This window comes from Aliivibrio sp. S2TY2 (assembly GCF_028765525.1).
Taxonomy (GTDB): Bacteria; Pseudomonadota; Gammaproteobacteria; order Enterobacterales; family Vibrionaceae; genus Aliivibrio; species Aliivibrio finisterrensis_A.
Map to the genome: position 1 here is coordinate 246,386 of NZ_JARACS010000005.1, position 12,067 is coordinate 258,452.

At 38.3% G+C, this 12,067-nt stretch carries 10 protein-coding genes; 3 read left to right on the forward strand and 7 right to left on the reverse strand.

The features are described 5' to 3' along the window. Positions 1–29: 29 nt before the first annotated feature. Positions 30–728 (reverse strand): metal-dependent hydrolase, encoded by a 699-nt coding sequence (locus tag PVK63_RS10720; RefSeq protein ID WP_130048287.1) that lies wholly within the window; start codon positions 726–728, stop codon positions 30–32. 56 nt (positions 729–784) lie between these two features. Here PVK63_RS10720 and PVK63_RS10725 point away from each other — a divergent pair, with 56 nt between their 5' ends. Further along, positions 785–955, forward strand: coding sequence for a hypothetical protein (locus PVK63_RS10725; RefSeq protein ID WP_122032018.1), 171 nt, complete (start codon positions 785–787; stop codon positions 953–955). A 144-nt stretch (positions 956–1,099) separates the two neighbouring features. Here the strand turns inward: PVK63_RS10725 and PVK63_RS10730 are convergent, their stop codons facing one another. Both PVK63_RS10730 and PVK63_RS10735 read right to left on the reverse strand, forming a co-directional pair. Beyond that, complete coding sequence (locus PVK63_RS10730; RefSeq protein ID WP_130045401.1) at positions 1,100–1,768, reverse strand: OmpA family protein; 669 nt, start codon at positions 1,766–1,768, stop codon at positions 1,100–1,102. A 113-nt stretch (positions 1,769–1,881) separates the two neighbouring features. After that, positions 1,882–2,358 carry a MarR family winged helix-turn-helix transcriptional regulator gene (locus tag PVK63_RS10735; protein ID WP_130086465.1) on the reverse strand — a complete coding sequence of 159 codons (477 nt, stop codon included), beginning with the start codon at positions 2,356–2,358 and terminating at the stop codon, positions 1,882–1,884. Between the two features lie 145 nt (positions 2,359–2,503). Here PVK63_RS10735 and PVK63_RS10740 point away from each other — a divergent pair, with 145 nt between their 5' ends. Then, on the forward strand, positions 2,504–2,926 hold the full coding sequence (locus PVK63_RS10740; protein WP_130086464.1) for an organic hydroperoxide resistance protein: 423 nt from the start codon (positions 2,504–2,506) through the stop codon (positions 2,924–2,926). A gap of 18 nt (positions 2,927–2,944) precedes the next feature. Beyond that, positions 2,945–3,343 (forward strand): DoxX family protein, encoded by a 399-nt coding sequence (locus PVK63_RS10745; RefSeq protein ID WP_130048290.1) that lies wholly within the window; start codon positions 2,945–2,947, stop codon positions 3,341–3,343. Between the two features lie 82 nt (positions 3,344–3,425). Here PVK63_RS10745 and ygjK read toward each other — a convergent pair whose 3' ends face one another. The 4 genes from ygjK to PVK63_RS10765 all read right to left on the reverse strand — a co-directional run bounded on the left by ygjK (position 3,426) and on the right by PVK63_RS10765 (position 11,922). Continuing rightward, a complete protein-coding gene (gene ygjK / locus PVK63_RS10750; RefSeq protein ID WP_130086463.1) occupies positions 3,426–5,807 on the reverse strand; it encodes an alpha-glucosidase in 2,382 nt (793 codons plus the stop codon). A gap of 132 nt (positions 5,808–5,939) precedes the next feature. After that, on the reverse strand, positions 5,940–6,935 hold the full coding sequence (gene ygjJ, locus PVK63_RS10755) for a protein YgjJ (RefSeq protein ID WP_130086462.1): 996 nt from the start codon (positions 6,933–6,935) through the stop codon (positions 5,940–5,942). A 340-nt stretch (positions 6,936–7,275) separates the two neighbouring features. Then, a complete protein-coding gene (locus PVK63_RS10760; RefSeq protein ID WP_130086461.1) occupies positions 7,276–8,697 on the reverse strand; it encodes an amino acid permease in 1,422 nt (473 codons plus the stop codon). Positions 8,698–9,012: 315 nt separating this feature from the next. Further along, positions 9,013–11,922, reverse strand: a complete 2,910-nt coding sequence (locus PVK63_RS10765) for an HD domain-containing phosphohydrolase (RefSeq protein ID WP_207215655.1) — start codon at positions 11,920–11,922, stop codon at positions 9,013–9,015. Positions 11,923–12,067: the final 145 nt, after the last annotated feature.

The following is a 12,067-nucleotide window of genomic DNA, read 5'->3' on the forward strand; positions in this document are numbered from 1 at the left end:
TGTGCTTTTTTATGTGCGCTAGTGGCTTATTACCATAATTTAAAGAAACGCCAATCACTTAGTGCGATAATAGTGGAGTGAACAGGTGGTGCAAACCAAAAGAGTATCGCGTTGGCTATAATAAACAAAGCAGATAAAGGTCGATTAGAAAAATCAGTTAGTTTTAAGGCTGAGCCAAAGGAACGTTTGATACGAACGTTTGCTAAATCAACACTGTAGAGCTCATCTAAAAGCAAATGAACTACCCCACCAGCGAAAACAAATGCCCCAGAAAGCCAAGCAATATGATCCCAGCCTTTAACATCATCACTCAGAATAAAACACGTAATATTCGTCGTGAATAGTCCACAAAATAACAGAAATAATAAAGAGTGACAGATGCCACGATGAATAGTCTGCCATTCAAATACATTACGGATGCCGAATTTGATAAACAGATGAATCACAACAGGTAAACCAATGAGAAGTAAAAACTGCCTTTCATCGATAGCATCACTAGTAAAGTAACGTATGCTCAATAGTACGATACAAATAGTAAATAGATTAAATATGATATCTAACGAGGTTGAATTATCAGAGTCGATATCAGGTAATAGGCCACCAATAGTGCCTAAAAACCACAACCATAATGCGGTATTAAGTTCGATGTGATTCGCTGACAATAGGGCAGCGGAAGTCACACCTGATGCCAATGCGGCAACATTTAAATGAGTACTGAAATTTGCCATAGGTTTTCTAAGAATTCTTTTGTAAAATGAAGGCTGAATTATTGAGATAAGTGATTATGTTTAAAATATTTGCATTACTGTTCATCGCGTTAGGAATTTATATTGGTATGAACTATGGCGATGAAGTTCAAAATGTTATGGATTCGGATGCCTTTGAGAAAGTACAAGAAACAATCGTTGATGGGAAAGATCTTGTTGTCGATAAAATAGAAGACGCAGTTCAATAAGAAATAGAATTTAGCCTTCAAATAAAAATCCCCCTTGATGCTTAACATCTCGGGGGATTTTTGATTCTATAACAGTAAATACTGAAAGCCAATAAATAACTGTGTTTATGTACAGTTATCTTGTAACTTTATTTTTATTAACAATTATTTAAGCGGAAGAATGGTGATTTCTACACGGCGATTACAAGCACGGCCTTGCGATGTAGAATTATCACAAACAGGGTAACGCTCACCGTAGCCACGGGCATGAACACGTCCAGCGGCTACTTTTTGTTTGATTAGGTAAGTACGAACAGAATCAGCACGTTGCTCTGATAGTGTTTGGTTTTTTGTTGCATTGCCAGAACTGTCCGTATGACCGTCAATTTGAAGAGCTGTATCTGGGTATTCAACAAGAATACGAGCCACACCATTTAATGTATTGTAAATACTAGAATCTAATTGGTAAGAGCTTGATTGAAAACCAATGCCGTTATCCATTACTAGCTTCAACTCGTTTTCACCCACACGTTCAACTTGAACACCAGAGCTTTTTAGCTCGTTACGTAATGCTTTTTCTTGGCTATCAAAGTAATAGCCAACACCGCCTCCAACCGCGCCACCAGCTGCAGCGCCAATAAGTGCATTTTTACGACGCTCTTTTGCGTTATCGCCGCTAGCAAGGCCAATAGCAACACCCGCAAGAACACCAGCAAGAGCGCCTTTGGTCGCTGAGTTTGTTTCTGTTTCACCTGTGGTTGCATTTTGACGTTGAGTAGCCTGGCAACCAGTTAAAGTGATAAGTAGTGCAAGCGCAATAGTGATTTTTTTCATTTTTTTCTCTAGTTATATACATCTGTGTCGCGCAGTGTACTCCTAGATGATCAAAAATCAATGCCTTGAAAAGCTCTTTATTGATAGAAGAGCTTATAATTGTGTGAAATAAGTCACTTAAAATTATTTTCTAGATTGGTTAGTAAGGCTTCACAAGTTGCTTTTAATTGTTGTAGCTCTTCAATCTCTAATTGGCTTTTGCAAAAAATAGCATTAGGAACAGCGAGTGCTTGCTCCTTTAACTTGACGCCTTTAGTTGTGAGAAACACTTGTCGAATACGTTCATCTTGAGTGCTGCGTTGGCGAGTAATGATTTCTTTCACTTCTAGGCGTTTTAATAAAGGTGTTAAGGTTCCTGAGTCTAGGTGCAGCTCTTGACCTAATTCTTTTACATTGATGCCATTTCTTTCCCAAATAACCATCATTGCTAAGTATTGTGGATAAGTAAGATCCAGTTTGCTTAGGAGTGGGCGGTAAGCTCTGATCATTGCGTTTGAGGCACTATAAAGAGAAAAACAAACTTGATTTTTAAGCAATAGTTGGGGGGAATCACTCTCTTCTTGAGTAGATAGTTCAAGGTTATTATTCATATTCATACCAAAAATAAAACTAGATTGTGCACAATATACTTGTTTTTTATCTTTAAATCGACTTATACTTACCGAAATAAAATTGCGCGCAATTTAATTGTGGGTAATTAAATATCTCAGTGCTATTCGATAAAAGGACATCATTATGACAACGTTATATACAACAACAGCAACCGCTTCTGCAGGGCGTAATGGTCAGGTCACAACTGACGATAACATGCTTGATCTTGCGCTAAGTTACCCAAAAGAAATGGGTGGAACCGGTGAAGCAACAAACCCTGAGCAACTGTTTGCGGCTGGTTATTCTGCGTGTTTTTCAAATGCAATTATTCACGTGGCTCGTGAGATGAAAGTCAAATTAACTCAGGCTCCTGTAACGGCTGAAGTGGGTATTGGTCCGAACGCAACGGGTGGTTTTGCATTAACGGTTGCTTTAGCGGTAACGTTAGAATTAGATGAAGAGCAAGCTCAACAATTAGTGAAAACAGCACACCAAGTCTGCCCGTACTCAAATGCCGTGAAAGGCAATATTGATGTGAAATTATCAGTGAATGGTGTTGCACTTTAATTCATAGGGATTGATTAAATGAATACTCTATTACTAACCGTAGGTCGTGTACTTCTGGCACTGTATTTCTTGGTTCCAGGTATCATGAAATTTGTGTCATGGGATATGCACATCCAATTAATGGAAAAGCATGACATGCCATTTGTTCCTGTCCTGTTAGGGCTTGCAGGTATTTTTCAAATTGGTGCTGCTATTTTATTAATAGCAAACCGTTTTACATGGATAGTTGCCTTACTACTGGCAGGATTAGTATTAGTCATTAATGTGTCGCTGCATGATTTCTGGAATTATTCAGGATTGGAAGGCGCACATGAGATGCAAAACTTCATTAAAAATCTAGGTATTTTTGCTGGTTTGTTAGTGCTTTCAGGGCATTCAATGCCGGAGTGCTGTAAAGCAAAATCAGTATCACAATGATGAAATAATATAGAGCATAAAAGCAAAAGGGATATGATGTGATTCATATCCCTTTTTTCTATTTGTTATTTAATACATTCAATTACTTTTCAGAAGTAAAGAAATCATTATAAAGCATGTAAAGGTGAGCTGAACTCCAAGAGAAGTTTGGTGCACCTTGTTGATCACCAGTGAGTGGGTTGTAGTTTTCACGGATAGGACCGTCACCAACTAGACCGTCAGCGTGATCAAAGAATGCACCTGCCATTTCAACCGCATCGTCACGATAGCCGTAGCTTTCCATGCCTTTTAGGCCAAAGTAGAACTGGTCAACCCAAACGCGCCCGCGCCAATAGATATCAGGGCCAAATGCAGGGCTAGATAGTGCGGCCGTACCTAATGGAATGTAAGTATTGAATTCAGAGGTATCCTTCATCACTTTAACAACAGCGTCAGCATTTGCTTGGGTTGCCGCTTTATTGAAGAGTGGTGACCAACCTTCAGGGCCTTTGCCACGTTCAACAATTGGCTTACCCGCACAGCCGTTTACTAATGGTTTGTCTTCAATACGGATATCGTAGAAGAAGCCAGTACCTTCATCAAACATACAAGTGTTGATGTAACTTGCTAATTTATCGGCTTTTTCACGGAACTCTTTTGCATCAGTATCTTTACCTAGAATATCAGCCATTTGAGCTAGATATTGGTTGTCACTGAACATGTAGCTTGCTTGGTCAACAGACTCTTGCAGTAGAGAATAGCCTAAAAGCGTGCCATCTTTATCTCGATTTTGTGCGAACTTCACTTCCCAATCCGAGCGTTTACCACCATTTGCAACATAAGCGTCTAATTGATCTTTATCGATAAAACCAAAAGCTGCGGCATCATCACGACCAGACTCCCAAGACGCTGCCGTTTGTGCTGGGATCTCAATGTGGTCATAGTTTCCAGATTTTATGATCTCTTGGTATTTATTTAGGCCAGCAAATTCTTCTTTCTTATCACCACGTTCAACCGTAAACAGCATATCGCCATTGTCTGTATTGTGTGCTTTATCGCGTGAAGCACCATACTCAGGAACACCGTTACCATTGTTATCACGATTACGTAACCACCAATCATGATAAGCAACTAATTTAGGGTACATTTCTTCTAACCACGCTTTATCTTCAGTGGTTTTGTATACTTCCATTACTGCCCATGCAGCAAGACTTGGTTTTGTGTTTCGCTCATTCCAGTTACCACCGTCACCACCACGCTCAGGGCTTGTGTTGTAGGCTAATAAATCAGGAATAAAACCAGCATCCCAAGGACGAACGGTATCATCTGCTTGAATTTGATACGCAAACATAGCGCGAATATTATCTTTTGCTACTTCTGGGTTAAAGTGCGCCATTGCATACGCTTGTTTCCATGTATCCCATGGCCATGTTTGGTTACCTGAGAACCAACGAGCGGTTACAGATGGTGTTACAGAGTCAAACTCCATTGCACCAGCAGCACCGCGCCAGTTACCATTAAGCGTTTCCATTGCTTTTACTGCAACGCGCTCTTGTTCAGGAGTTGCATTTGGGTTGGTTAAGCCTTTATCAAGGTATTCTTCCCAACGTTTTTCAGTCGCAACTAAGTATTGATTCGGATTTGCTAAAATGTCTGTGATTTTAGCTTGCTCTGCTTGGCTCTCTTCAGCGGTTAATACATGGGAATACGTAGTATAAATTGTGGTGGATTGCTCAATGTTTGCTTTAGAGGTAAAGCTTAAACCATTAACGGTAGTCGCCGTAGGAATTGATTTATGAACTTGGTACTCAGAGTCGCCTGATGTTAATAAAGACCAAGTAGCACGAACTTCACCAAAAGTCACTTTTAGACCATCATCTGTTGCTTCAATGTGACGATCATAATCAGGGTATGCTTCAGCAATGGTTTTATCTGATTGAGATTTTTCTTCTTTTGCGTGATTACCTTCGATTAGCTCACCATCCCAAACAAGCTCAACAGGTGAGTTGGTTGTGATTTTAGTTTCAACTAAAGAAGTGCGGTTTGTTGCAAAGCGCAGTGTCATTTCTATTTTTACGCCATCAGAGCTTAATACTTGCACTAATGCACCAGGAAGGCTGTACGCCTCCATGGTAAATTCAACTTTCTTGCCATCTTTAAATACACTTAGGCGGTCGAAATTATTTGCCATGAAATTAATGTATTCTTCGGTAAGTAAAGCTGTTCCTGGGAACCCACCCATACCATCATCGTTGTCTGGTAGTAGATGACCGTGCCAAGAGCCCATGTCAAAGAATGGGTTGAAACGTTGGTGATCATCAAAATCGTAATCACGCATATATTCAGGGGAACCCGTGCGATCAATCACGTCTTTAAATTGTGCCGCTTTAAGCTCATTAGAGTTAAGGTCTGTAGGTGATGTTTGTGCGCAGCCCATAGCAAAAAGGGCAGTAGCAACAGCAAGTGCAGAAATTTTTAAATTCATAATTAAATTCTTATAATTGATTTAGTAAAGGTTTAGTAAATTTAACTTAATGGATGTTATTGATAAATAGAACAGCTGTCCGTTAACTCAGTCTCATTTAATGAAGCTGAGTTCAGGAAGAGTGTGATGTAGTTACCAGTAATAGTACTGCATGATAAATATTTCGTTGGCTGAATCTGTCGTGTCATTGCTCATGAAAAACTTAGTATCAATCGCGGTAGCAAATTTACCATCGGCGTATTCATACCAAACACCACCATTGATGTAAGAGGTCGTTTCATCTTCGGCTGTATCAAGCTTAGTATTGGCATAGTTATATGCAGCAGAAAGGTAAACGCCCTTAGCCACTTCATAATAAGCACTGGTCATGATGCCGGTTTCTGTACCTTCACTAATGTCGTTACCTTGATCGGTATGATGCCAAACTCGAGCGGCTAAGGTTTTATATTCAGCTCCGATTAAGTACATCTCGCCATCGCCATCGGTAAATTCAGCACCACCAAGTAAGGTTAAATCTTCGGCAATATCATACTGCACATAACCATTTACAAAGGCGGCATAGCTGTATTTATTTGCGTATTCATCGTATTTACCAAAGTTAACTAAGGCATCGTCTTCAGAGAAATCAGACTCAGGAGCAGCAGAAACACTGTAACGAAGTCCCCCAACTTCATTCCGGATCTTAATACCTACATTTACATCTCGTGTGTTAGGTAAGGTGTAACCATTTTCTGGAGTTGCATCACCCCACCATTGAATATCATCTAAAGAGGAGTCAATGCGACCCGCAATAAATTCAGTTCCGGAATCTGTTCTATAACCTGCATAAAAGCGGTTGATACCACCTTCAAAGCCTCCCCAACCGTGGCCAGTAGCCCAAGCATTGCCTTCGTCATCGGCTTGTACTGTCCAGCCTTCGCCGTAAATTAGACCAAACCAGTTGCCTTCTTTAATAGCAAGGCCTCCTTCAATATAAGTACCATCGCTATAACGGCCTTTATCATCACCATCAAAGAAGGTGCGACCACCAATTCCCATTTCTCCGTAAAAGTCGGTTTCAATAGCGTGAACATTAGCTGCTAAAAGTAGAGTTGAAAGTAATGACAGCTTTGCAAAAGTAGGTTTCATAATTAGAGTTTCTCACTGTAATAGAAAAATTATTGTTATTGTTTGATAGGAAAGAACCGAAACTAGGTATCTACGGAGTAACTTATCAATAAGAAAAGGATAGCTAGAAATTAGGGGCTGGAATAGAGGAGTAAGAGATAAGTGTGAGCGAGAGAAAACGATTTTTACCTATATTTACCTAAAGTTTTACTTATAAAAAGTTCTAATTTACACGTGTTTTTTAGAAAAGAATTGAGATAAGTAATCTTATTCTCAACGTAATTTTAGAGACAAAAAAGGCACTGGGGGTATCAGTGCCTTTGTATTATTTAGAGAAACTAAATGCTAATTTGATTTCTACCTATTTTACTGTAGCTGTTTTTGGTTCAATGGCTTTTGCTTGCTTCTTTTCAAAGCGAGAGATCCACCAGTATGCAAGAGCGGAGAATACCATCGTCATAAATACATTAATGAAGAATGCTTGAACTAAATCAACACCCGTTGGGAAAGCTGATGCTGTCATACTTACCACAAAGATAGTGATAAGTATTGATACCACACCCATGCCTACTTTACGCGAGCCCATACGGAAATCACGAGGGGTATCATCATGCTTCAAGCGGAAAACAAAGTAAGCAACCATGATGAAGATTGGTGGAAGCATTGCTGTTCCGGCTGTTAGGTTAATAGCCGTGCTCATCATTTCTTGTACTGATTCAGAACCAAAGCCGTTAACAACTAGCATCACAACTACAAAAGCAAACTGCCACCATGCTGCACGAACAGGAACACCGTGTTCATTTAGTTCTGTCGTTTTTTCACCGTATACACCTTGAGGGATTTCAGAGAAGTGAATTTTAACAGGCGCTGCAGTCCACATCATCATAGAACCAAACATTGCGATGAAAAGAACAATACCCACAAAGCGACCAACTAATGATTCAGAGATATTGAAGTATTGAGCCATACCCGTAAATATTTCAACCATACCGCCTGCGTAGGTTAGGCTTTCGCGTGGTACGAATACGTTGACAAGTAAAGAGCCTACAGCGTACATAGCACCAATTAAGATACCTGCTGCGATGATAACTTTAATAAACGTCTTTTGACCGCCTTTTACATCTTTCAAATAAGCAGCGGCAGTTTCTGCACCACCGGCGGCTTGGAAAATCCAACACATAATACCCAGTGTTGCCCAGTTAATCGTTGGGGTCATGGCTTCCATTGTGATTGGTTGAGCTGGAGTATGATCGCCTCCTAGTGCCATTAGTGCACCGATAACGTAAATACCAAATAGAGCAAAGACACCATAAGCAACCATTTCAGATATCTTACCTAACCAAGATGCACCTTTGGTGGAGATATGCGTCGCAGCTGCAAATAAAATAATCGAGATAACAGAAGTGACAACAGGAGAGAAAGCATACTCATAACCTAACATTGCATAAGAAGCATAAGCAATTACGTTAGGAAGTAGAGAGACAAACCAGAATAGATTTACAAACCAATAAAGGAACGAGCCTAGGTAAGCCATTTTGGTACCAAGAGGTTGCTTTAACCAATCGTACATTCCAGATTCTGAGTTTTTATTGGCAGACACAAATTCTGCAATGATAAAAACAAAAGGGATAAAGTAAACTAACGTTGCGAATAAAAAGATAGGAGCAGAGCTTAATCCTAGCTCAATATTGTTATTAACAATGTTACGAACGTTGAATACCGCCGCCATTGTCATCGACAGCAAGGCAAATTTGCCAATTGTCCCTCGTAAAGAATCAGACATAATAATTGTATCCCTAGTATGTTTGCGTTTGGGTTATGAGTTTATAATTTTAGTTAATAAAATTTGGATGTTTTTAGTAAAATTATAGTAATAAGTTTTACCAATGGTTACTGTGAGATATGTCATTAAATCAAGATTAAGAAAACAGCAAAATGTGATGGTGATCTATGCTAGCGCAGAGAGTCGTGACCAGTAAAAAATAAAAGGAATAATTTGCTCCTATATTTACAGGTACAAAGAAGTAAAACATAGCGAAGTGTGGGAGGTTATTTAGAGTTGTAGTACTCAATAAGCCAGAAAGCAGTGCGAATACGATTAGCTTAGATAATTATGAATATCAACGTTATCGCACTGTTCTGGCTTTAAGTGTGCTTCTGCATATTTACTATAAAGACCTGAGGTTAAAAATAGATTAAATAGATCTTTGTCGATGTGTTTATCTTTAACCATGAAGCTCATGATTTTTAAAGATTCCGTTAATGTTTTTGCCTTTTTATATGGTCGGTCATGGCTGGTAAGTGCTTCAAAAATATCAGCAATAGCCATTGCTCGTGCAGTGAGTGGCATTTCTTCTGCTTTAAGTCCCATAGGGTAACCTGTGCCATCTACTTTTTCATGATGACCACCTGCTATTTTTGGTACATCTTTCATTGTTTTTGGAAACGGGAGAGCTTCTAGCATTTTAATGGTCTGAATAATATGATCATTTATTGTAAATCGTTCTTCATTATTTAATGTACCGCGCTGAATCGATAAATTATAGGCCTCACCAATGTTATTTTTGTGTTCTGGAGGCTGTAATGTAAAGCGTGGATCTTGATCAGCATTGCTTTCCCTAGGAATTAGGTGAGATTGATTGTCTTGTAGTAGAGTCACCGTCATAGGCAATGGGGTGTTATTCGAATTATTCAGGCGTGCTTTTTCTTCCCACGCAAGACCAAGGCTATTATCTAAGGTTTGTATCCATGTTTGTTGACCAATTTTTTGTATTTGTTCTGCGTCTTGTGCGGATAAAAACTCATCTCCAACGTTTATTTTAGCAATAAAGGCAAACTCTTCATCTAATCGTAGCCATTCTTGTTTTAATCTCTCTTTATGTTCAATGGGTAATGAATGGCTAAATGCTTCCTTCCATTGGTTTATTTCAGCATCGCGTTTTAATACTTCAAATCTTGTTCTTATTTCATGAATTCGATTATAAATAGTTTCTAGTTTTGTTGCTTTATCAACGACGTACTCTGGCGTGGTTATTTTTCCGCAATCATGTAACCACGAAGCAATTCTTAACTCCTCTTGTTGTGTGGAGCTCAGTTTGAAATCGTTAAATGGTGGAGTAGAAGAATTACTCGCCACTTGAGAGAGCCATTGGGTTAATAACGGTACTTTCTGGCAATGGTTTCCGGTATAGGGTGATTTTGTATCAATCGTACTTGCCATTATTTGAATAAAGGAGTCGAGTAAATCTTTTTGATTTTGTTGCATTTTTCTTCCATCTAGAGCAATGGCAGTATAATTAATTAATGATTCAAAGTAGTGAAATTGAGTATTACGAATGTATTCACTCTCTTTCACATCAAACACTAATATCATTGCCCCTATGGTTTGTTTTTCCCTAGAAAACAAAGGGAAGGTGATAGACCATATTTGCTCACTGTCTAAACCCAATTTATTCTGTTCCTGTTTGTCGAATTTATTAATATTCAGGTTTTCAAAGGGTTTCTTTTTGACCATTATCTGTTCAATGGTTTTTGCTATTTTTTCATCATTTAGAGCAAAGCTTTCTAATTGACTAATGTCTTCATTTTGTGTGGTGGCTCTCCATGCAAATTGAGGCTCTATGTGCGTTTCTGCGTCATTGATAAGGTAAAGATAAGCCGCGTTTGCTTTTGTTGCTTTGGCAGTGCTACGACCAATAAGTTTTATTAATTCATCAAAATTATTCTCTTTTGATATTGAATTCGTTAGATTGAAGTAGTTTTCTATTGCTGATTTCATACTAGAAATAGATCTCGTTAGATTTGCTATTTCAAGTATTTTGGTTGGCGTGTGATCGATAGATGAGAAATCAAATGTGGATATTAACCGTGCTTGCTCTGTGGCCTGCTGGATTGGCTTTGATATTCTTTGTGATACAAAATAGACACAAGGAATCGACAGAATAAGAATAGCGAAAGACCACCAAATGGTTTTTTGTTGAATAATATGTGCGCCAGATAATAGGTCTGATTTTTTTACTGCTATCAATAAATTTAATGATCGCTCTGTATTAATTGGAATCGAAAATATTTTTCCATACCAACTTTCGCCATTACTTTGATATTGTTCGATTTTTTGGTCTGAATTAATATGATTAATGGTATCTAGCACCTCGGCGCTAAATAAGTTACTCAAATTAATGATTTTACTTTCTTCTTTTTTTATTAAAGCGAGCTTAAGGGCATTACTTGCGTAAACAATATTTTTTTCATCATAAAGCACTCTAAGAGAGGAGGGATGGATAGTCGTACTTTTTAATACGTGACTGAGTTTGTCCATTAAAATATCAGCACTTACAACAACGTTATTTTCTGCTTTCTTATGAATAGTTAAACCAAACTGCTGTAATCCTGGAAAGTAACGAGGTTTGGATAAAACGATTTTCTCCTTGGTCGAATTTTTAAACCAATTCTCATTTCTTGGGTCATATTGATGCTCCTTAAGTTTATCTGAACGGATAAAACGAGATTGATCATCATAGAAAAAAACAGTCGTTTTATTTTCGATGGCAGAGACATGATTGATGAAGAAATAGTAGGCATTTTCTGGAGTATTTAGTTTTGTTCTAAATGAGGAGTGGCCTAATATACCAACGCCAAACCAATCGCCATTTGGAAAGGAAATACGATAAGTTGAGACGTGTTTATGTAAATCTAATAGCATTGCTAATTCGGTAAAGTAAGCGTTGCGCTGTTCTACTGTTTCGGCGTGGACGATATCTCTTCTGGATAGCTTAGCTATTGCGTTAAATGCAGGTCTATATTCGCTTCTTATTGAGGATCTGGTATCGGTTGATATTCGGTCAAAAATGGTTGAGGTAGCTTCAAGTAAAAGTTGATTGATGCCTTTGTTGGTTATGTATATTTGTACCGAACAGATTACGACGATCATTACAATAAATAACATCGATATATGAATGTGCAGTGGAAATAACAACTTCTCTTTTATTTTTTTTATTCGAGATATCATAACGCACCATTTATTTTTATTATCTAGAATAAACGTAGTGCACAAACGGTAAAAAATCGATATCTATGTATGCTTAAGGTGTTAATTAAAATAAAAAACCGAGAGTAGCTATACTCTCGGTTTAGTTTTACTTAATTAAAAACTG

Bases quoted from the DNA above. Each gene is read 5' to 3' on its own strand.
- PVK63_RS10720 (WP_130048287.1), bottom strand. From the start codon at position 728: ATGGCAAATTTCAGTACTCATTTAAATGTTGCCGCATTGGCATCAGGT.
- ygjJ (WP_130086462.1), bottom strand. From the start codon at position 6,935: ATGAAACCTACTTTTGCAAAGCTGTCATTACTTTCAACTCTACTTTTA.
- PVK63_RS10725 (WP_122032018.1), top strand. From the start codon at position 785: ATGTTTAAAATATTTGCATTACTGTTCATCGCGTTAGGAATTTATATT.
- PVK63_RS10735 (WP_130086465.1), bottom strand. From the start codon at position 2,358: ATGAATAATAACCTTGAACTATCTACTCAAGAAGAGAGTGATTCCCCC.
- PVK63_RS10760 (WP_130086461.1), bottom strand. From the start codon at position 8,697: ATGTCTGATTCTTTACGAGGGACAATTGGCAAATTTGCCTTGCTGTCG.
- ygjK (WP_130086463.1), bottom strand. From the start codon at position 5,807: ATGAATTTAAAAATTTCTGCACTTGCTGTTGCTACTGCCCTTTTTGCT.
- PVK63_RS10740 (WP_130086464.1), top strand. From the start codon at position 2,504: ATGACAACGTTATATACAACAACAGCAACCGCTTCTGCAGGGCGTAAT.
- PVK63_RS10730 (WP_130045401.1), bottom strand. From the start codon at position 1,768: ATGAAAAAAATCACTATTGCGCTTGCACTACTTATCACTTTAACTGGT.
- PVK63_RS10765 (WP_207215655.1), bottom strand. From the start codon at position 11,922: ATGATATCTCGAATAAAAAAAATAAAAGAGAAGTTGTTATTTCCACTG.
- PVK63_RS10745 (WP_130048290.1), top strand. From the start codon at position 2,945: ATGAATACTCTATTACTAACCGTAGGTCGTGTACTTCTGGCACTGTAT.